This window comes from Sporosarcina luteola (assembly GCF_023715535.1).
GTDB classification, from domain to species: domain Bacteria; phylum Bacillota; class Bacilli; order Bacillales_A; family Planococcaceae; genus Sporosarcina; species Sporosarcina luteola_B.
The window spans coordinates 188,032-208,201 of record NZ_JAMBOI010000001.1 but is presented as its reverse complement, the minus strand read 5'-3'; the positions used below and the strand labels follow the sequence as shown (position 1 = coordinate 208,201).

The following is a 20,170-nucleotide window of genomic DNA, read 5'->3' as shown; positions in this document are numbered from 1 at the left end:
ACATGAAAAATGAAGATGATCGGAAGCGATGTCCGGAAACTCCCTTGAACCCTCAACTGCCTTCCCCGACGGATAACCTGCCTCCTGAGCTTCTTGAAAAAATCTATGACGCCAATAACTTATTACTCGATTTGGCTCTATCGGATGATCGATCAGCGAATGAAACGTATCAAAAAATGTTTGATGGATTAATTGGCCTATCCGTTGAAATTCCGATTCGAGCTGGAAAGCCTGTCGTAGGAAGGGTGACACTCGCCGGGTTCGATTTTGTCGTACTCCAAGCAAAGGAAGGTACTTTCATTTTACCGTATGTACAAATCGAAAAGATCAAGCCCGCCGGTCGATATGCCGAACCTCTTCCCGATCCCAAACTAAAGGACGCCTCCCCGGGTTGTCAGCAGGAACTGACCTATCGATTCGGCGAGAAGGTAGCTTCGTCACCTGAATTGATCCATCTGTTTTTTAGAATGCGGCTTGATGTCTATTTATTGACACTGGAATCACGTTCACTTCAAGTCGTGACGTTAGATTCAACGTTTTTTGGGGGGTTACTGCAGGTAAACAAGGAAACGATCTGTCTAAACGTGGATGAAAAGGAAATCGAAATCCCGATGAGTCGAATCTGTCTTATTCATGTGTAGTTAATAAAAACAGAAGTCAGCTTGTTCTACGTTAGCTGACTTCTTTCTAATTGGGTCGTTATTGGCTAGGACAGGGCGACTTCTCACCGGAAGCCTCCACGTGCGCGATTTTGTCGATGGAAAAAATCCAAGATCGTCCGATTGGATGCTCCCGCTCTTCGGTTGCCGACTCCACTAAGATGCCCTGATCTAAGGCGAGGGTTGTCTCGTATTCCTTAGAAATGGTGTCTACTAGGAGAACTTCAACAAAATTTGCCCCGACTGAGACGATTGTCCCTTTCACTTCAGTGCCGTCCATCAGCTTGAATTGCGCTTCATCCCATAACAATTGGTGGAGCCTGTAAAGAAGCCCGTCTTGCAAACCGGCCAATCTGACACTGAAGTGGCGGCTGCCACTCTTCCGACAACAACCACAATACTGTGAACTCATACGATAACCTCCCTACGGCTTCACCTATACTATATGTCGTAATAGGGAAAGCCCTTGGTTGGTCAACCTATAGGCAACTACAACAAAAAGGCATTCATCCATATTGGATCAATGGCCTAGCACATCAAACTGCATGCAACGCAACGAAGTCGTTTCGCAACACAATCAGTCAGCATGCAACACAACAACCGTTTTGCAACACAATCAAGACGGCTTGCAACAGAATAAACGGTGCCTTGCACAGGCATCGCGGAGAGATAGTTTATAGACCTGCATTGCCGGGAATGGTACTATATATCTACAACTTAGAGTGCTAAGGGGAGAATTGTAGATGATATGGTTGGAGAATACACCGAATTACGCAGGGGTCTATCTTTCAGGTGATCAAAACGATCTTGCTTCTTTGAATGAAGCGATCAATCTGGTTGTCGGGGAAGAGGGGGAATATCCAGGTTATGAGCATGTGCGACTTCGTATCCTGGGTCTGTGTGATGAATTGTATAAAGCGGCAATGGGAGATAGAGAAGTGATTCTTGTGCCGATTTTTCAGGAACGGGGAAATATGAGTGTACTCCCAGTCGATTCTACGAGGAATAATGTGTACTTCCAAGTCCGCGTAACCTGGCCGGATTTGCTGTTTCTAGGGTTTGTGTTGAATGATTTCATTGAGCTGTCAGCGAAGCACAGGCAGCATTTCTGGGACTCCACACCTGCACGAATCCGCCAATTTCAATCAGTAATTGGTGAATGCCTTGAGAATACAGTCGGCGAACATAAATTTCGGTTATTAAAGGGGTCTTTGACTCCTAATTACATTGGATATTACGAGAATTATGTCACTCAATACATTGATTACCTTAACATTGAATTTTTGAAAATGGATAAAGATAAGCGGCTGGCTCATGTTAGCATTGCTGCCAAACGAGTGGCCAATAGAGACTCCAAGTACGTGAAAATCAAGGGGCGGATAGAGATGTTGGCCATGCAAGAAGGGGTATCTTTAAGCACTATTGAATATCCCGGGAGCTATCCTGAAGAGTTTGAGTGGTGAAGATGTTGGGGTGGGGGAAGTTGGTCAAGTAGTTAACCGGCTTCCCTTTTTCACGCGTTGGTTTGAGTGTTCCTAGATACACCTTGCACCCACATTGATCCCTACAATTAACATCTTACATATTTGCGTTTGAAACCGATTCTTCCTCTTTCTATTTCTTTTTGGATGTTTTCATAAGCGTTGAGGATGGCGGGTTTTTTATTATCCCGTTTCATTTCGACTGGGCCAACTGCTTTAGCTGTTTCGACCGCTAGTTCATGGAGCGGCAAATAGGAGTAGCCGATAGTGTACATGAAGGTGTTCATAGCGGACTTTGTGCGTTCCGGTGCAGTGTGAATTGTGTTTTTCACGGTTTCCAGCATACCGGCAAGCTTGTCCTCGGAAAATTCAACGTCCGGGCGGTTCCCTAAAAGCCAGCAATAACAGCTCCAGCCCGCAGACATCCTCAATTCCTCACCGCTTGCGATCCACTTATCGGCAACTTCCTGTGCAATATCCGCTTCGGCCAATGTGACGGCCACGACATAATCGGAAAGCATATAAAAATACGCAGAATCCATCCACCGGTCAAAATCCGCCGCAGTCATTGCTTTCGGATCTGCAATGATGCCTGCGAAGTACATGGCGTCGTAGTTCCCAGTCGCGTAAAGCTCTTCCGCTAAAGCTTGGTCTATGCCGATTTTTTTAGCGATCGGCTTCATCGCACCCGTTGCGACGCCGAAAAGCGGTTCATGCGCGCCGTTCGAGATGTATATTTTCTTTGTTCGTTCTTTGCCGAGCGATTCGAGTTGTTGCATGACTGATTCTAAGTTCATTGTTTGGCACTTCCTTCTAGAATTCATCTTATCTTCTAACCATTATACCGCTCGTGTGACGACGAACCAAGTTCACAACAAAACCAAATACATTCGCATCACAACAATGCAGACTTGCAACACAACCAAATCTACTCGAATCAAAACGAAACCCCATCGCAATGAAACAAAATCAGTTTTCAACACAAAAACCCGCTCGCGAATTGTGATGTTTTTTCAACCTTCTCTTATAATGAAAGTACAATTTATTTGTTCAAATTACAGAAATGAGGAATGATCTTATGAAAACACCTATTATTATCGATACTGATCCGGGAATAGATGACGTGATTGCGATTACTGCAGCATTATTTGCAGAGGAACTCGATGTGAAATTAATTACGACGGTCGGGGGCAATGTTGGAATTGAAAATACGACAACTAATGCTGTGAACTTGGTAAATTTCTTAGGGATAGATACACCGGTTGCGAAAGGCGCGGATCAACCGTTGCTGAATAAATTAGTATCTGCCGCTAAAGTTCATGGTGAAAGTGGAGTCGGCGGCTACCAATTCGAAGTAAAAGAGAATTGTGCGCTGCTTTCAAGTAAACATGCAGTTGAGGAGTTAAGGGATGCCATTCTTAATTCAAACGAACCGATCACGCTTGTGCCGATTGGGCCTCTAACGAATATTGCATTGTTATTTAAAATGTATCCCGAAGTAAAAAACAATATTAAAGAGATTGTCCTCATGGGCGGAGCGGTTAAAGGTGGCAACAGGACGCCAGTTGCTGAATTTAATATGTTCGTGGATCCTCATGCGGCGAAGATTGTTTTTGATGAGCAAATTAAAATTGTCATGTGTGGTTTGGATGCGACGCTGCAAACACGTATTTCAACAGACGATATAAAGGAAATAGAGGGCTACGGTAAAGTGGGAGAGATGGTCAGCCAATTGCTAGCTCACTACGACAGTCCATCATCGACCGAGAACGATATTACGATTCATGATTTGTGCACCATTATTTATTTGACGAGACCGGAACTATTTACAACTAAACGGGCAACCGTTAATGTCGTAACGGAAGGTGAGGCATCGGGGTGTACGATTACGCATTATAACGAAGATGGACATGTGCATGTATGCTTGGGCATTGACGTTGAGGAATTCAGACGTGAATTTATCGCGACCTTTAAGAGAGTGAATGAGAAGTTGGGTGCATAAATTGAGGTGCCAATTGAGGTGCCTGTGCAACAAACTAATCAGTAAATTCGCTACAATTGCATATCTGAAAGAGAAGAAGTCGAACATATCAACCTTTGTTCGACTTCTTTTTGCATATATATGCTGATTATTGAATTGTCATAAATGCTCCTTGCACAGGCACCGACACAATTCGCACAATTAGTTTAAAAAGTTCATTTGAATTGTGTCGCCGACGCGGATTTTTTCTGCTTTTACTGTGCCGAGGGGTAGTTCGAGTGTGGAGTGGGCGTTTTTCACAGGAGGTACGACTCGCCATGGTCTAAGGTAGGATATTGTTTTTATGACGCGGTTTGATTTGTTGAGAAAAACGACATCAATCGGATGCCGTACAAAGAACATATGGATGGAATTGCAAGGTGTAAGGAGAAGTCCTTTATCAATTAGCGGCCCTTTGTGACTTAAAAGTCCTAAAGATCTCTTCCAAACAGTATCCGCACGTATGATTTGGAATGGCAGTAAAACGGTCTTGGAAATAACAATCAAGCCTCCTTTTTAATTAGCTTATTCCTTGGGGATTGTAAAGATTCAGCAATAAATAAAATGTTGCTAGGTCATTCGCCCTTCATGGGCATGTTCAATCCTAATATGATACGTGGAACGGAAAAAAGAAATAGGAAAATTGAAGGAGGAAAATCGTGAACTGGTTCAAAAGACTCTGGAAAGAGGAAGACGGTCAGGCGATGACGGAGTATGGGTTATTGGTGGGGTTGATTGCGATTGCGGTCATTGCGGTGCTAGTATTTTTAGGTCCAGCATTGGCTGATCTATTCCAACAAATTTTAGATGAAATAAATAACATAGGAGCTACACCGCCTCCTGGTGGTTGAAGATAATTCAGAGAATAGCCCGACTGCAGTTGGGCTATTTTCCACATGAAAGGAGAATTCCGTTTGGCCAATATTATGATTGCAATTGTCCTTCTTATTTCAGTAGTCACCGATGTACGTCAACGAAAGATATTGAATGTTGTTACTTTGCCTGCTATTTTATTAGGTTTCCTTTTTCATGGTGTGACATCCGGTTTCGACGGGTTACTCATGAGTGGGCTTGGATTTCTGGTCGGGCTTGGGCTGTTGATCATCCCGTTCATCAAGGGGGGGATCGGGGCAGGGGATGTCAAATTGCTGGCCGCAGTCGGCGTATGGAAGGGGGCGGTTTTCGTATTGTACACGACCCTTTTCGGGGCAGCCATCGGAGGAATCATCTCTTTCTTCATTTTACTGAAAAATAGAAGGCTCCGCTCTACAATTCAACATACACTTTCTTCCTCTCTCGTATTCAACAATAACAAAGACATTCAGAAACTCGGTCAATCGTACAAGTCGCTATACATTCCTTATGCAGTCCCGCTCGCAATCGGTGCAATATTGGCGTTCGTAATGGAGGCGTACATGTGAAATCACAACGGGGGCAGGCGTTAGTCGAAACCGCACTCATCCTCCCCATATTGCTGATCTTATTATTCGGCATAACCGATTTGGGGCGCGTATTTCATGCGTATTTGACACTCGACCATGCCGGTAGGGAAGCCGCCAGAGTTGCGGCGGTCGGGGCGGAGGATGGCAAAATCAATGAAAAGATTGAACTGGCAACGAGCAGCTTGAATCAAGGCAAATTGAAAAAAGACATTGACCCGAAATCTAAAGAGAGTCGTACGAGCGGAATTGAAGTCACCATTACGTTGACATATTCTATTGATCTATTGACGCCGCTTATCAGTACTATGATTGGACCAATTAAGCTGGAAAACAAAACAGTAATGAGGGTGGAATAAATGAAGAAAATAATACAGTCGTTGCTGTTTCCAGTGAAAGAAGAGCGCGGCATCGCGAAAATACTTGTCGCCTTCAGCATTGTTGCATTGCTCGGCTTCGCCGCCTTCGTCGTCGATGCAGGTGCCATCTATTTCGAAAAAAGCCGGCTTCAAAAAGCATTGGATGCAGCTGTACTTGGTGGGGCACAGCGTTTGTTAGTGTCTCAGGATGAAGCAAAAGTAACCGCAAAGCATATTGCATCTAAAAACGGATTTACAATAGCAGATACGGAATTGGAGACAGAGGCCAAAGCGATCGAAATTGAGAAAACGGTCAATAAGAAAATGACGTTTGCACGAATTCTTGGGATAGAAGATACAGATATCTATGCCGTTGCACGTGCTGAGTTGGTACATTCGGCATTGGTGAAGAAGGATGGGATTGTTCCTGTTGGCCCTTTATTAGGCGATTATCAAGCAGGCGATCAGTATAACTTGAACTTTAGTTCTGGCAATGGCAATAAGGGTAATTACGGTTTTTTAGCTCTAGAAGGAAATGGGTCGGCTATGGGTGAAACGATAAAAAATGGTAGTAAATCCACATATAAAATTGGAGATGAAGTACTCACCGAGCCGGGATTAAGCTGGGGAATTGCTCGTCCAGCTTTTCAATATCGAATTGATCAGGACGCGAATAAACAGCACTGTAAAGTCTTTGAAACAGCTGATTTTGATTGTAATCGGGTTGTTATTATTCCGTTAATTGAAACCTACAAAGACGCAAAAGGGAAAGACATTGTAAAAATTAGCGGATTTGCTGCAGTCTGGTTAGAAAAAGTCGGTACCCAAAACAATCATGTAATAACCGGCCGCTTCATGGACTTCGTAACCGGAGGCATCTTTGATGACAATGGAACGGAGACCAATCTTTATAGAGTGAAGCTTGTGAAATAACAAAAAACAATTAAGCAGGTGAAAAGGTGAATCCGAAGAGAATCTGGTTAGTGGCAATCGTGTTTGGATTCCTGGCTGCCGGCATGTTGTATGTCGTCGTTAAGAATTATGAAACAAGTAAACCGGCAGCTCCTGTCGTTATCGAGGAGACTGAAGCTAAACAACCTGCCAAGCAGGAACCTACCGAGCAGCAACCAGTGGTAGTGCAGAAGAATGAAATGCTGCCGATTCCTGAAGGCAAACGTGCGATAACGATTGCCGTGACCGATGTGCAAGGAGTGGCTGGGTTCATTGAGCCGGGGGCACATGTCGATATTGTCGCGATTTTGGTTGTGCCTGAAGAGCAGAAGGAGACGCAGCATGATGCGGCGACGCTATTGTTGCAGGACGTGAAGGTGTTGGCGATTGGCCATGCAGCCGATGACGAGGAAACGATGAACCGTTATCAGATGGTGACGATCGAAGTGACGCCGGTCGAGGGGCTGACGTTGAGCTTTGCGACAAAGTATGATCTTCACTTGCTGTTGCGGGAAGAGGGGGATCATGAGATTGAGCCGGAGCGCACGCATGTCCATGAAGATGATTTGCATAAAGGGGTGTTCAGGCCGATATGAGTAAATTGATCACCTTGACCGGAAACGGGGAATGGGTGTCCCGGATGGAAGAAATTGCAGCGAGCAGTGATATGGAGATGTTTTGGGCCGAAAATGAATCAATGCTGTTTGAGCAATTGAAGGCTATGGTCGGATATTGTGTCGTCCTGTTGCCGAATCTCAATTTTTCCGATATTTATAGTCTTTGTTCAAAGATCTCCCAGTCCTTCATGACGACACCGATCTTGTTCGTGTTCGAATCGGAAGATGAATTCAATATGAAGCGGGCGTTGCGGGCAGGTGTGGATGATGTCATTTTCCTTGATGAGCCTCTTGAAAAAATCCAAGAAACTCTTCGCCATGCGATGGAGAAGAGGGTTTCGTTAGAGCGTAAACAGCCTGAGCTCCGGAAAAATGCGAAAGTGATAACGGTTGCGAGTACGAAAGGTGGGGTCGGAAAAACGACGGTCACCGTCAATTTGGCTGCTGAGCTTTCAAGGCAGTCAAAACGGGTTGCCATCCTCGATTTGGATTTGCAGTTCGGCGATGTGTCGATGTATTTGGACGCCCGGCCGAAGCGGACAATTTACGATTGGGTGAAAGAAGACTTGGATGCGAAACGGATCGAGGACTACTTGACACTTTCCAAACAGAGCATTTTCATTTTGGCGGCACCTCAACGTCCGGAATTTGCCGAGGTCATTACTGGAAATGATGTGCGGAAAGCGATCCATGCATTGAAGCAGCGGTTCGATGTCGTCCTGATTGATGTGTCGGGCCATATGAATGAAAATACTATCGTGGCGCTTGAAAGCTCGGATGAAATTCTCGTCATGACGTATATGGATTTGCCAACATTGAAAAATAGCAAGCTGCTAATTGAGACGTTGGCTTTATTGGGACTGGAAGACCGTGTGAAAGTTGTGTTGAATCGTCATTTCAAAGTGAAAGGGATTTCAATGGACATGGTGGAACAAGTCGTCGGCAAGAGGCTGTTTGCAACGTTGCCTGCGAAGGAGAAGTTGATGACGACAGCTGCGAATGAAGGGGTTCCTGTACAAATGTCCCATCCGCGGTCGGGATTTGCACGGAATATAACGAAAATGGCTGTCGTAATTGTCCGTCCGAACCTCTCCAACAATAAACCGGCGGAAGTGCTCGGCCATGCAGGGGGGCATGCGTAATGTCATTGCTTTCGCGGCTCGGCGGAAATCAGCAGGAACCGAATCGTCATTCGGCAAAGGGACTGCAGCCGATTGAATTGAACAAGTCGTCCAGCGATCTATGGGTTCGTCTCCATAATCATCTTGTCGATGAGCTGAAAAAACCTGCCCATCAGGACAAGGAGCTGGAGCCTCTCATCCATCAGCTTGCGGATGCGTTTTTTCTGAGTGAAGCGAACCATCTATCGTTTGAGGAAAAGAAGCAGTTGAAGCAGGATGTGACGCATGAACTGACTGGGTATGGCCCGATTTCACCGTTGCTTGCAGATCCTTCCGTCACAGAGGTGATGGTGAATGGGCCGAATTTGATCTATGTGGAAATCGGCGGCGTTATTGAAAGGGTGAACATTTCATTCCGGGATGACCTTCACATATTGCGTGTCATCGAGAAGATAGTTGCACCGCTCGGACGGCGGATCGATGAAAGTGTCCCGATGGTCGATGCGAGGTTGCCCGACGGCTCGCGTGTGAATGCAATTATTCCGCCTCTCGCCTTGAAAGGTCCGACGCTCACGATCCGGAAATTTTCCGAAGTGCCGTTTACAATTCATGATTTATTGCGCAAACATACATTAAATGAAGATATGGCTGCCTTTTTGAAAGCGGCTGTAGAATCGAAGCTCAATATTTTCATTAGCGGAGGAACAGGAACGGGGAAGACGAGTACATTGAACGTCTTATCTTCTTTCATTTCCACGAAGGAGCGGATAGTGACAATCGAGGATGCGGCCGAGTTGCAGCTTTCCCAGGAGCACGTCGTGTCGCTTGAATCTCGTCCGCGGAACATTGAAGGTCAAGGCGAGGTCACGATTCGCGATTTAGTCCGAAACTCCTTACGGATGCGCCCGGACCGCATCATCGTCGGTGAGGTGCGCGGCGCGGAGACGTTGGATATGCTTCAGGCGATGAATACGGGGCATGAGGGCAGTTTGGGGACGGGGCACGCCAACTCGCCGAGAGATTTAGTGGCAAGGCTTGAGACGATGGTGCTCATGGCCGGGTTCGACTTGCCGGTGCGTGCGATCCGTGAACAGATAGCAGGGGCATTGGACTTGATTGTGCAACAGGATCGGATGAGGGATGGGTCTCGGAAAATAACGAAGATCACAGAAGTTCTAGGGATGGAAGGCGACAATATCATCCTGCAGGATATTTTTGTCTATCAAACGAGTAAAGACACGTTGGGGAGAGTTATCGGAAAGTTTGCATCGACCGGCATTCGTCCTTACTGTTATGAACGATTATTGATGTCCGGCAATCAGTTCTTGTGGAAGGGGGAGTGGGAATGAAAATGCTTCTGATCACTTCCCTGGCATTTATCATCGGGACTTTGCTTTTTCGGCTTTTCATTGTACTGGTCGTGGAAAAAGGGAAGTACGAGAAAAGGCTGAAACATTATATTGAATGGGAAGTCGTGAAAAAACGTGAAAGGCGGGAAGAGGAGAAGCGTAACTCCCCGATCAAGTCGCTAGCGAAGGCGATTGAAGCCGCCTTGAACTTGTCGAAGAATGAATATCTCCTCGTCCAATCGGGGGTGAAGCTCTCGTTAGGGGAGTTGTTTATTAGCCGCGTGATCATTGTCATTCTCATTCTGTTGATGGGGAATTATTATGAAATGCATTTTCTCTTTGTTGCCATCATAAGTGTCATTGGATTTTATTTGCCGATTGCTTACGTTAAGAGGAGAAGACGAATTCGCCTCCTATTGGCGTCCAACCAACTAGGGGAGGCGCTCGGCATCATCGCGAATGCCATGCGTGCGGGCTTCAGCTTCATGCAGGCGCTCAAAATGGTGGCGGAAGAGATGGATGACCCGCTTGGCCCTGAATTCCTGAAAGCGATCCAGGAAATCAACTATGGGTTATCGTACGAAGAGGCTTTTCAAAATTTGCAGGAGAGGCTGCCGGAAAAAGAGCTGGAGATCGTCTTGAATACGTTGATTGTCCAACGGAAAACGGGCGGGAATATGGCGTATTTATTGGAAACGATGCAAAACGTCATTTTTGATCGGGCTCGGATTAAAGGAGAAATCCGGACGTTGACCGCACAAGGGCGATTTTCGTCTGTCATCATCACGATTCTTCCGATTGCTCTCGCTGTCTATATCCGATTGGTGAACCCCGAATATTTCCAGACACTGTTTTCCCACCCGGTCGGTTGGGCGATGGTCATTTATGGAGCTTTCAGCATCATTGTCGGCTGGTTGTTTATTAAAAAAATTGTCCATATCGAGGTGTAGCAAGTGGCTTCCGTATTGTTCATCGTATTCGGAGCACTGTTTTTTACGTTAATCATTGGAGCGGCCCTCAGTCAACTGTTCAGGCGGGAAATTGTCATCTATGGTAGATTGGTTGACTATTTCGGTTCGGACGATGGAGTTGATCGGCTTGAAAAAGATCCCGGGAGGAAGGCTTTTAATTGGGGCATTTTAGAGAGAACCAATCGCGGGCTGAAAATGTGGATCGATCATCGCACGAAGCCTGCGAAAAAGAAGGCGTTGGAGGAGCGGCTGCGCGAGGCCGGCTATCCGATGGGTTTGACGCCGACCGATTTCCGGCTCCTTCAACTTCTTGTCGGGGCGACCGTCTTCCTTTGCTTCGTCCTGCTGTTGTTGAAGATGGGGATTCCGGTTATTTCCATAGTGCTTTTATCTTCTGTCATGGCCATTCTCGCGATGTATTATATGTCTTTCTATGTAAGTGCGCTTATCAAGCGGCGGCGGCTAGCGATCCAGAAAATGATGCCGGATTTCTTCGACATGGTCAACTTGTCAATTGAGGCGGGAATGGGGCTCGATGCGTCAATCATGAAAATATGCCGGCAGATGAAAGGACCTTTGTCCGACGAATTTTTGCAAACGATGCGGGATATGGAACTTGGCAAATCAAGAAGGGAAGCGTTCGCCGACTTGAGGAGCCGCGTCCCCGTGCATCAATTCCAAAGCATCATTACGTCGTTGATCCAAGCGGATATATTGGGCGTAGGCATGGCGAAGGCGTTGCGCTCATTGACCCACCGGATCCGCGAACAACGTACACAAATGGCGCGGGAACAAGCAATGAAAGCGCCGGTTAAGATGGTGTTTCCAATGTTGTTTTTCATTTTTCCGGCGATGTTTATCGTGATGTTGGGGCCGTTGGTGATTTATTTGTTGCAGATGGTGTTTTAGGGGCGGTCGAAACGGTGCCCGAAACGGTGCCTGTGCAGCACACTATTCTGGTTATTCACTACAATTGTATAATAGGAAAGAGGAAACCAATGATGGCAACATGTCATTGGTTTCTTTTTTGTATGTTTATTTAAAGATGCGAATAGTCATAAATGTACCATGCACAGGCACCGTATAAAAAGCGCCGGTTAAAGTGCGTGCACAATACAAACTGGCTATTTTAAGGAAGGAGATTTAGACTTAATACTAACTGGTATATCGAATTTTGGGAGAGTTGAGGTGTTTCCATGAAAGCGTATATTTTGAAACTGACATTTGAAGATATCAGTCCACCGATTTGGAGAAGGGTTATTCTGCCGACTGGGGCAACGTTTAACCGACTGCATGAAATGATTCAAAATGTCACGAACTTTCAAAGCAGGTATATCGATGAGCCTTATCATTACTTCGATATAGAGGTGGGTGGGCTTTTCATTACAAATAATCCTTTGATTCATGAAGAGTATGGGAAAAAACTTAATGGTTTGACGCTAAAACGTCCTTCGCATTTGAAAATAGATAAGTACTTGGAAGCGAATGTCCAATTCTTGTATAAATATGATTCGGGGGATGATTGGCGGATCATTGTGGATCTTGAGGAGATTGTAGAGGATTATTATTTCGGTTTCCCGACCGTTCTTGCGGGAGAGGGCACAGCACCTCCCGAAGATGTTGGGGGTCCAGCAGGATATGACCATTTTTTGAATGTATATCACGATCCATCTCATCCCGATTATTTCGCAACCCATGAATGGGCGGATAGACAATATTACAAGCCTTTTGATATAGACGCCATCAACGAATCGCTAAAATACATGAAGTACCAGAAAACCGAGTGGGATCGAATTGATCATGAAAACTATAAAGTGAAATCAGATAAGTATCGTGGTCCAAAGCAAGTGGAGCAGGTGGAATTTCCATTTTTTAAGACCTGATTCTTGATTATATTGTTGCTTGTACGAGCTTATATGGTGTGGTTCCCCATGAAAAAGTTCGTGAGATTTACAATGGACCAAATAAGTCGTTGATTTCAAATGAAGAGATAAAGGTATTGGTAACAGACTCCCCAACTATCGAGCTTTTGAAAAGACGGCATGTATTAGATGTAGGTGCCTGTGCAGCACTAAGATATATGCGCCAGATATAGGTGCCTGTGCAGCACACTATTCAGACTATGCACTACAATTGCATATATAAAAAGAGGAATCCAATGAGCACAGCATGTCATTGGATTCCTTTTGCATTTTAATCCAAAACAATGAATAGTCATAAATGCATCTTACACAGGCACCGGATCAATTCAGTTTATTCACTACAATTGCATATAAAAAGGAGGAAGCCAATGTGGTCAACACATCATTGGCTTCCTCTTGGGTTTTTATTCAAAATGGTGAATTGTCATAATTGCACCATGCACAGGCACCGTTTAAAGCGCGACCCAGTGGCCTTTTGATACTTCCACTAATTGAGCGTTGCGTAAGTTGTAGCGGTCCGATGCCGGGCTTTCTTCAGGGATGTGGCGCTTTTTGGTTGCTTCGATCCGTGGGTCGGGGATCGGGATGGCGGAGAGCAAGGATTTTGTGTATGGGTGCAATGGGTTGCTGTACAGTTCCTCGCTTTCGGCCAGTTCTACGATTTTGCCGGCGTACATGACGGCGACCCGGTCGCTAATATGCTTCACCATCGACAGGTCGTGGGCGATGAAAAGATAGGTGAGTCCGAGCCGGTGTTGCAGATCCTCTAAGAGCTCGACGATTTGGGTTTGGATGGAGACGTCGAGTGCGGATAATGGTTCGTCGCAGACGATGAAGTCCGGTTCGACGGCCAGGGCGCGGGCGATGCCGATTCGTTGGCGCTGGCCCCCTGAGAATTCATGGGGGTATCGCATGGCGTGCGCCGGTTCGAGGCCGACCATTTCGAGCAGCTCTTCCACTCTCTTTTTCCGTTCCGCCTTCGATTTGCTCAGTTTATGGATATCGAGTGCCTGCCCGATAATATCAAGTACTTTAAATCGCGGGTTCAAAGACGAATACGGATCTTGGAAGATCATCTGCATATGGCGGCGCATTGTTTTCATTTCATTTTTCGACAACCGGTTGACGGCGATCCCTTGGTAGAGGATGTCGCCTGCCGTCGGTTCGTCGAGCCGCAAAATGGCGCGGCCTGTCGTCGATTTTCCCGAGCCTGATTCGCCGACGAGTCCTAACGTTTCCCCGGGACGGATGTGAAAGCTTATATCATCGACCGCTTTCGTCAATTCGCCTTTTCCGCTGTCGAAATGTTGCCGTAATGAATCGACCTGAACGAGCGGAATCGTTTTGTCCACGCCCGCTTTAATATGAGGAGGACGTTTCGGTTTCTTTTTTTCATCAAGTCGGGGCAATGCGTTCAATAGTTTTTTCGTATATGGGTGCTGCGGATTTTCGAAAATCTCAATTGTCGTCCCTGTTTCGACAATTTCCCCGTCTTTCATGACTGCTACACGGTCGCACATCCCGGCAACGACGCCGAAGTCATGCGTAATCAAAATGATGGACGTGTCGAAACGTTGCTGAATGCTCTTCATTAAATCCAATATTTGCGCTTGAATTGTCACGTCGAGTGCCGTTGTCGGTTCATCTGCAATTAAGAGGGAGGGTCTGCAAGCAAGCGCGATGGCGATCATCACTCTTTGTCGCATGCCTCCTGAAAATTCGTGAGGGTACTGGTTAAAGCGCTTCTCACTGTTTTTTATTCCGACAAGCTTCAGCAGTTCGATCGCTTCTATCTTCGCTTCGGCCTTCGATAAACCCCTATGCTTCACTAGGCTTTCAGCAATTTGTTTTCCTACTCGTATAGTCGGATTAAGAGAAGTCATCGGATCTTGGAAAATCATGCCGATCTCTTTTCCTCGGATGCTTTCCATCTCTTTTTCCGTCTTCAAAGAGAGGTCTTCCCCTTGGAACTCAATTTTCCCTTGCTTCATATACGATGGAGGGGAAGGGAGCAGCCGCATGATGGAACGTGCAGTGACGCTCTTTCCGCTGCCCGATTCGCCGACGATGCCTAATGTTTCCCCTCTCTTCACTTCAAAGTTCACTCCGCGGACTGCATTGAAATCTTCTTCCCTTCCGGCGAATGAAACATGCAGATCCGACACGCGCAACACTGTATCCGACATCAAAAATCCCCCTATCGGTCATCAAAATGAAAATTCTTAAATTGACAACAACTTAGTCTTTGAATATAGTATAGTATACCGATAGGGATTATACAATATAGGGAAGGAGGAGACTACGGATGAAACTTGGCGTATCTGCCTTGCTCAAAAGAACATTCCTAGAGGCGCATGGAAGGGCGATGTATCGATTCCTGCTCTATTTAACAGGGCTGCCTCTCCATTTACTTGTTTATCTCTTTTATTTATTGAAGAGAAAAGACCGTACATATGCAGCAATGATGGCAGAAGTCGAGTGGGAGCTAGCAGATGACAGGATCAATTATGTAAAAGAATACGAGGGGCAATTGCTTCGAAAAGCGGAATTTTTCGAGGAGAAGAGAAGCCGCGAAGAGATTCATAGAGAGGCGGTAAAGCTGGCGGAAGCACGGCTGAAGGAAGAGGCTGCGCGACGGGCTGATGAAAGGCTGACGCAAAACGGTGTGCGGAAAGAGACATATGCCGCATATTTCCTGTCTCTCCTTGACCGGCCGTTATTCCTCGTTGCATCGATTTTGCCAGGGATTGTCATGTATTGTTGGCTGTTTTTAATGAGCAACCCGTTTTTGAAGTACATTATGGAGCGGCTCGTCCAAAGCGTGTTCGTCATTATCGGGGTAGGGATACTCGTTTTTTCCATTCTTTATATTTCACCTTTCGATCCCGCTTCCAACATCCTTGGTGAGTCGGCGACGAAGGAGCAAATTGCCGCATTCAATCGCATCCATGGGCTGGATCTTCCATATTTGCACCAGTTATGGAATGCATTAAGGGGAATTGTGACGTTCGATCTCGGTTCATCATTTGCGGGAAGTGAGGATGTTGCGTCGAGCATCAAGAATAAATTCCCGGTCACGTTTACGATTGCGATGTTTTCCGTCGTCATGGCCATTGTCATTGCCATCCCGGTCGGCATCTTGTCGGCGACACGGCCGAACTCGTTTCTGGATACGACATTCATGTTCATCGCTTTGATCGGTTTATCGATTCCGAATTTCTGGCAAGGTCTTATTTTCATCCTTAATTTCTCGATTAAGCTGAATTGGTTGCCTGCGACTTATAGCCCGGGAAATGTCTGGTCGATGATCATGCCCGTTATTGTGCTTGGAACAGGGCTCACCGCTTCGATTGCAAGGATGATGCGTTCTTCATTGCTGGAAATCATCCATGAGGACTACATCATTACAGCGCGCGCTAAAGGGCTGTCGAAAAGTCAGATGCTTTGGAAGCATGCGGTCGGGAATGCGATGATTCCGGTTATTACGGTCATCGGTCTGATGTTTGGCGGCATGCTCGGAGGTGCTGCGGTGACAGAGAAAGTGTTCAATATTAAAGGGATCGGCAGTTATATCGTGGATAAGCAATTTATTCCAGATATCCCAGCCATTATGGGCGGCGTCGTCTATATCGCGATTACGATATCGCTCGTGAATTTGCTGATTGATATTTTGTACGCATTCCTCGACCCGCGTATCCGTTCGAAGATGAAACAATCGTAAAGCAGGTGAAAAGATGGAAGAGAAGCTGAAAAATCGGCATGCATTGGCTGTATCAAGGGAATACCCGCAAGCGAATTTCACATGGATCATTTCGTTGATCCTCTCATTGATCTTCTTAGGGAACAGTTTCTCGTTTAAGACCGGGGACATGAATATGGTTCTGTTCGCATTTTTTATCGCTTATTTAACAACGGCGCTATTTCAGTTTTTCATTGCGTGGCGAATGAAGCACGATCTGCTTGGCCATGGAGAAATCCGGAAAGGGACCAGGCGGCTCGGGTATGTGCAGCTCATCAGTTTAGCGACTGGGAATGTGTTTGCTGCTGCATTCGCGTTCAATATCATCAATAAACGAAAGACGCCGGAATACACTTTCGCCGTGTATATGTTCCTGACGCAACTGTTCGTCATTGCGATTTCGGCAATGAATATCTTCAAGCCGTATGTTACGGACACATTTCCAGTAGCAATGGCTGTTTTGCTAGGCATCGCGTTGTTCCATGTTGCGGTTTTGATTATCGTGGCGAAGTCAGTGAAGGAAGTGGAGGCGCCGCGATCATTGGGAGTTGTGGCGGTCATCGTTCTTCTCACTGCTGTAACGGGCAATATTTTCGCATTGCTGCTCGGATGGAGCCTGTTGTTGAAATCAATGAGCAACGACCGTTCGCGCATCATGAAATGGAATGTGATGTGGGAAAAGATTACGCGGAATTCCATGGCTGCTATGGGGATGTTTTTCATTATCCTCATGCTGACAATTTCGGTTGTAAGCCGGTTCACGTTCGATTATGATCTCGCGGTCGCAAATGATTACGGCAATATTTTGCAGCAACCAAGCCTGGCCTATCCGTTTGGCACGGATAACTTCGGCCGCGATGTGTTTTCAAGGATTGTGTTTGGTGCAAGGATTTCCTTGATCGTCGGCTTTGCCTCGACTGTCATTCCGGCGGTCATTGGCGGATTCCTGGGGGGGATTGCGGGCTACTACAGTACGCGGACAGATAATGTAATCATGCGTTTACTGGATATTTTGTACGCGATTCCCGGAATCCTCCTTGCAATTGCAATTATCGCAGCATTTGGCGCCAATACGATGAACTTGATCATCGCGCTCAGCGTCGGCTCGATTCCGACATATGCGCGGACGATGCGGGCGAATGTGTTGATGGTGTCGAATTATGATTTTGTCGATTCTGCCCGTGCTTTGGGAACTTCGGATATGTCGATCATCTTCAAACAGGTTGTGCCGAATTCAATGGCGCCGATGATTGTGAAGTCGACGTTGACGATTGGCGGGGCGGTCATTGCGACGAGCAGTTTGAGTTATTTAGGGCTCGGCGTTGAGCCGCATATTCCGGAGTGGGGGAATATTCTGCGGGTCGGAAGTACGTATTTGGAATCCCATTCGTATTTGGCGGTTTTCCCGGGACTCGCCATCATTCTGCTCGTGCTGTCCTTCAACTTTTTGGGGGATGGACTGAGAGATGCGCTTGACCCGCGGCTTGATTGACGGTTTTAACGGATTGTTAGTGGCGGTTGAATAAATACATTTAGAACAGGAGAATTGATTATGGGAAAAAGATTATTGATCATGATGCTCGCGCTTATCGTTGTGTTGGCGGGCTGTGTGAAAACGAAATCGGATGTGTCCGGTGAAAAGGAAAGCGGAGAGACTAAAGGCGGCGGGGGTTCCGGCAAAGTGACGATTGAGTTGCTTGGAACGAGTGCTGGCGAGGAGGACATGAATATCGTCCGTGACCAGCTCATTAAAAATGGCTTTGACGTGAAATTGAATATCCAGCCTGATTACGGCAGCTTCAAGGCGCAGCGTGATGCGGGGAATTATGATATTGCGTTGTCCAGCTGGACGACTGTGACGGGGAATCCTGATTATGCGGTCCGTTCTTTATTCAAATCGGATGGTGATAACAGCAATATTAATGATTCGGAAGTGGATGGTTTGATTGAGAAGGCGAGCACGGAAACGCCTGATGAATTCAAGGAGACGTATAAGCAGCTTGAACAGAGGATTGTAGGCGTGAAGGCGTATATTGCGCCACTTTATATTTCATTTAAAGCGCAAGGGATCAATAATGATGTGTTGAACCCGGATACGGTCCGTCTTGCAAAATCGAGAGCGATCGCATGGGAGACGATCGATTTCAATGATGCAGCGAAGCGCGATGCGGCGGCGTTGATCACTCAGCAGGCAATTGGATCGTTGACATCTCTTGACCCGATTAAAGGGAACGACGGCTCGATCAATACGTTGAATACGAATATGTATGTGCGCCTCGTCAATTTGACGGATGACGATCAAGTTGTTTCGGACGGATCGCTTTCGTATAACTATGCGATTGGCGATGGAAATACGGATTACTACTTCATTCTCCGTGATGACATCAATTTTGCAAAAGTGGCGGACGGAAAAGCGGTCGATACAGGGGATCGCGTTGGTGCGGATGATGTCGTATTTTCATTGAACCGCGCGAAAGACAAGGATTCTGTGCCGGATCACCGGACGTACAGCTTGCATGAAAGCATGAAGGAAGTCGAAATCGTGACGGATATCGCGGAGTTGGAAGAGGCGAAAGTTTCCGGCGGCGAAGGGTCTGTCCTTGAGGCGCTTGGGGCAGGGCTTGAATCTGAAATCTCGGAACTTGTGGATGATAAAACAGCTGCTGACAGCAGTGCAGGGAAATATCAAGTTGTTAAAGTGACGACAAAAGAGGCTTTCCCGCAAGTGCTGAATTATTTGGCTCACCAATCTGCTGGGATCGTATCAAAGCAGCAAGTTGAAAGCATTAATACGTACGACGTGGCGGCGTTTGATGTGAATAAAGATATTCCGTACGGCGACCAACGGACTGTGACGGAAGGTGCAACGTATGACAACCATCTGTATGCGAGCGGTCCATATATTTTGGTGAAGAAAAACGACTACCAAGCGGACTTCGTGAAAAACCCGGCATACCGTGCGGGCAGCGAATTTGAACCGAAAATTTCTGAAGTCACAGTGCGTTTTATTGAAGACGCGGACAGTTCGTTGTCTGCATTGCGTAATGGCGAGATTCATCTCTTCAACGGAGTGCCGGAAACGAAGTATGAGCTTGTTGAGAACGATGATAAGTTAGTATTGCAAAAGAACGACAGCAATGCGGTCACATACTTGCTATTTAACGGAGCTGACCGGGAAGTTGCCAAAAGCGAAAACCTGCGGAAAGCCGTTCTCTATTCCATCAACCAAGATGAATTCTTGAATTTCTACCAAGGGAATAAGAAGAAAGCCTACTCCACAGTTAGCCCATTAGTCGACACAGGCAACGAGCTCGTGGCAGACCCGGCGAAAGTCAAAGAATTCTTGGCGGAATATCGGGCGGAATAAAAGCGGTGCCTGTGCGGCGTACTATTCAGTTTATTAACTACAATTGCATAAACTAGAAAAGAAAATCCGATCATATTGACGTTTGATCGGATTTTCTTTGCATTTACATGCAGTTAGATGAATTGTCATAAATGTATCATGCACAGGCACCGCAACAATTCAGTTTATTAGCTAC

At 46.3% G+C, this 20,170-nt stretch carries 20 protein-coding genes; 16 read left to right on the top strand and 4 right to left on the bottom strand.

The genetic code is table 11. From position 1 onward, the window contains the following. The first annotated feature begins 2 nt into the window (after positions 1-2). The gene (locus M3191_RS00885; protein ID WP_251697567.1) at positions 3-641 is read left to right on the top strand and encodes a hypothetical protein; all 639 of its coding nucleotides are present in this window, start codon (positions 3-5) and stop codon (positions 639-641) included. Between the two features lie 58 nt (positions 642-699). On the opposite strand, the gene M3191_RS00880 is transcribed toward M3191_RS00885, so the two are convergent. Beyond that, positions 700-1,071 carry a hypothetical protein gene (locus tag M3191_RS00880; RefSeq protein WP_251697566.1) on the bottom strand — a complete coding sequence of 124 codons (372 nt, stop codon included), beginning with the start codon at positions 1,069-1,071 and terminating at the stop codon, positions 700-702. 331 nt (positions 1,072-1,402) lie between these two features. Between M3191_RS00880 and M3191_RS00875 the strand changes: the two genes are divergently transcribed. Beyond that, the gene (locus M3191_RS00875; protein WP_251697565.1) at positions 1,403-2,122 is read left to right on the top strand and encodes a DUF6904 family protein; all 720 of its coding nucleotides are present in this window, start codon (positions 1,403-1,405) and stop codon (positions 2,120-2,122) included. 107 nt (positions 2,123-2,229) lie between these two features. On the opposite strand, the gene M3191_RS00870 is transcribed toward M3191_RS00875, so the two are convergent. Continuing rightward, positions 2,230-2,937 carry a DNA alkylation repair protein gene (locus M3191_RS00870; protein ID WP_251697564.1) on the bottom strand — a complete coding sequence of 236 codons (708 nt, stop codon included), beginning with the start codon at positions 2,935-2,937 and terminating at the stop codon, positions 2,230-2,232. A gap of 281 nt (positions 2,938-3,218) precedes the next feature. Here M3191_RS00870 and M3191_RS00865 point away from each other — a divergent pair, with 281 nt between their 5' ends. Then, a complete protein-coding gene (locus M3191_RS00865) occupies positions 3,219-4,142 on the top strand; it encodes a nucleoside hydrolase (RefSeq protein WP_251697563.1) in 924 nt (307 codons plus the stop codon). Positions 4,143-4,322: 180 nt separating this feature from the next. On the opposite strand, the gene M3191_RS18630 is transcribed toward M3191_RS00865, so the two are convergent. Next, positions 4,323-4,667: a DUF192 domain-containing protein gene (locus tag M3191_RS18630; protein ID WP_353056488.1), complete on the bottom strand. Its 345-nt coding sequence runs from the start codon at positions 4,665-4,667 to the stop codon at positions 4,323-4,325. Between the two features lie 197 nt (positions 4,668-4,864). Here M3191_RS18630 and M3191_RS00860 point away from each other — a divergent pair, with 197 nt between their 5' ends. The 10 genes from M3191_RS00860 (at position 4,865) to M3191_RS00815 (ending at position 12,850) form a co-directional block, all read left to right on the top strand. Further along, complete coding sequence (locus M3191_RS00860; RefSeq protein WP_435368129.1) at positions 4,865-5,011, top strand: Flp family type IVb pilin; 147 nt, start codon at positions 4,865-4,867, stop codon at positions 5,009-5,011. A 63-nt stretch (positions 5,012-5,074) separates the two neighbouring features. Beyond that, the gene (locus M3191_RS00855) at positions 5,075-5,581 is read left to right on the top strand and encodes an A24 family peptidase (protein ID WP_251697562.1); all 507 of its coding nucleotides are present in this window, start codon (positions 5,075-5,077) and stop codon (positions 5,579-5,581) included. Further along, positions 5,578-5,958: a TadE/TadG family type IV pilus assembly protein gene (locus M3191_RS00850; RefSeq protein WP_251697561.1), complete on the top strand. Its 381-nt coding sequence runs from the start codon at positions 5,578-5,580 to the stop codon at positions 5,956-5,958. Before M3191_RS00855 ends, M3191_RS00850 begins: the two co-directional genes overlap by 4 nt. Further along, complete coding sequence (locus M3191_RS00845; protein ID WP_251697560.1) at positions 5,959-6,891, top strand: pilus assembly protein TadG-related protein; 933 nt, start codon at positions 5,959-5,961, stop codon at positions 6,889-6,891. A gap of 26 nt (positions 6,892-6,917) precedes the next feature. After that, positions 6,918-7,505 carry a Flp pilus assembly protein CpaB gene (gene cpaB / locus M3191_RS00840; RefSeq protein ID WP_251697559.1) on the top strand — a complete coding sequence of 196 codons (588 nt, stop codon included), beginning with the start codon at positions 6,918-6,920 and terminating at the stop codon, positions 7,503-7,505. Continuing rightward, entirely contained in the window at positions 7,502-8,668 is a 1,167-nt protein-coding gene (locus M3191_RS00835; protein WP_251697558.1) for an AAA family ATPase, read from the top strand. Before cpaB ends, M3191_RS00835 begins: the two co-directional genes overlap by 4 nt. Continuing rightward, positions 8,668-9,996, top strand: coding sequence for a CpaF family protein (locus M3191_RS00830; RefSeq protein WP_251697557.1), 1,329 nt, complete (start codon positions 8,668-8,670; stop codon positions 9,994-9,996). The genes M3191_RS00835 and M3191_RS00830 overlap by 1 nt, the downstream gene beginning before the upstream one ends. Next, positions 9,993-10,946, top strand: a complete 954-nt coding sequence (locus tag M3191_RS00825) for a type II secretion system F family protein (protein WP_251697556.1) — start codon at positions 9,993-9,995, stop codon at positions 10,944-10,946. The genes M3191_RS00830 and M3191_RS00825 overlap by 4 nt, the downstream gene beginning before the upstream one ends. A gap of 3 nt (positions 10,947-10,949) precedes the next feature. Then, entirely contained in the window at positions 10,950-11,876 is a 927-nt protein-coding gene (locus tag M3191_RS18625; protein WP_251697555.1) for a type II secretion system F family protein, read from the top strand. Between the two features lie 287 nt (positions 11,877-12,163). After that, entirely contained in the window at positions 12,164-12,850 is a 687-nt protein-coding gene (locus M3191_RS00815; RefSeq protein WP_251697554.1) for a plasmid pRiA4b ORF-3 family protein, read from the top strand. A gap of 491 nt (positions 12,851-13,341) precedes the next feature. On the opposite strand, the gene M3191_RS00810 is transcribed toward M3191_RS00815, so the two are convergent. Further along, entirely contained in the window at positions 13,342-15,075 is a 1,734-nt protein-coding gene (locus M3191_RS00810; protein ID WP_251697553.1) for an ABC transporter ATP-binding protein, read from the bottom strand. Positions 15,076-15,254: 179 nt separating this feature from the next. Here M3191_RS00810 and M3191_RS00805 point away from each other — a divergent pair, with 179 nt between their 5' ends. From M3191_RS00805 to M3191_RS00795, 3 genes are read left to right on the top strand one after another with little or no spacing between them, the layout of a single operon-like run. Then, positions 15,255-16,610, top strand: coding sequence for an ABC transporter permease (locus M3191_RS00805; RefSeq protein WP_251698052.1), 1,356 nt, complete (start codon positions 15,255-15,257; stop codon positions 16,608-16,610). A 13-nt stretch (positions 16,611-16,623) separates the two neighbouring features. Then, positions 16,624-18,120, top strand: coding sequence for an ABC transporter permease (locus M3191_RS00800; RefSeq protein ID WP_251697552.1), 1,497 nt, complete (start codon positions 16,624-16,626; stop codon positions 18,118-18,120). Positions 18,121-18,180: 60 nt separating this feature from the next. Beyond that, on the top strand, positions 18,181-19,995 hold the full coding sequence (locus M3191_RS00795) for an ABC transporter substrate-binding protein (RefSeq protein WP_251697551.1): 1,815 nt from the start codon (positions 18,181-18,183) through the stop codon (positions 19,993-19,995). The last annotated feature ends 175 nt before the right edge of the window (positions 19,996-20,170 follow it).

Coding starts and splice junctions, on each gene's coding strand:
- M3191_RS00870 (WP_251697564.1), bottom strand. CDS start 2,937: ATGAACTTAGAATCAGTCATGCAACAACTCGAATCGCTCGGCAAAGAA.
- M3191_RS00795 (WP_251697551.1), top strand. CDS start 18,181: ATGGGAAAAAGATTATTGATCATGATGCTCGCGCTTATCGTTGTGTTG.
- M3191_RS00865 (WP_251697563.1), top strand. CDS start 3,219: ATGAAAACACCTATTATTATCGATACTGATCCGGGAATAGATGACGTG.
- M3191_RS00805 (WP_251698052.1), top strand. CDS start 15,255: ATGTATCGATTCCTGCTCTATTTAACAGGGCTGCCTCTCCATTTACTT.
- M3191_RS00845 (WP_251697560.1), top strand. CDS start 5,959: ATGAAGAAAATAATACAGTCGTTGCTGTTTCCAGTGAAAGAAGAGCGC.
- M3191_RS00830 (WP_251697557.1), top strand. CDS start 8,668: ATGTCATTGCTTTCGCGGCTCGGCGGAAATCAGCAGGAACCGAATCGT.
- M3191_RS00875 (WP_251697565.1), top strand. CDS start 1,403: ATGATATGGTTGGAGAATACACCGAATTACGCAGGGGTCTATCTTTCA.
- M3191_RS00880 (WP_251697566.1), bottom strand. CDS start 1,071: ATGAGTTCACAGTATTGTGGTTGTTGTCGGAAGAGTGGCAGCCGCCAC.
- M3191_RS00860 (WP_435368129.1), top strand. CDS start 4,865: ATGACGGAGTATGGGTTATTGGTGGGGTTGATTGCGATTGCGGTCATT.
- M3191_RS00800 (WP_251697552.1), top strand. CDS start 16,624: ATGGAAGAGAAGCTGAAAAATCGGCATGCATTGGCTGTATCAAGGGAA.
- M3191_RS00835 (WP_251697558.1), top strand. CDS start 7,502: ATGAGTAAATTGATCACCTTGACCGGAAACGGGGAATGGGTGTCCCGG.
- M3191_RS00825 (WP_251697556.1), top strand. CDS start 9,993: ATGAAAATGCTTCTGATCACTTCCCTGGCATTTATCATCGGGACTTTG.
- M3191_RS00815 (WP_251697554.1), top strand. CDS start 12,164: ATGAAAGCGTATATTTTGAAACTGACATTTGAAGATATCAGTCCACCG.
- M3191_RS00810 (WP_251697553.1), bottom strand. CDS start 15,075: ATGTCGGATACAGTGTTGCGCGTGTCGGATCTGCATGTTTCATTCGCC.
- M3191_RS00885 (WP_251697567.1), top strand. CDS start 3: ATGAAAAATGAAGATGATCGGAAGCGATGTCCGGAAACTCCCTTGAAC.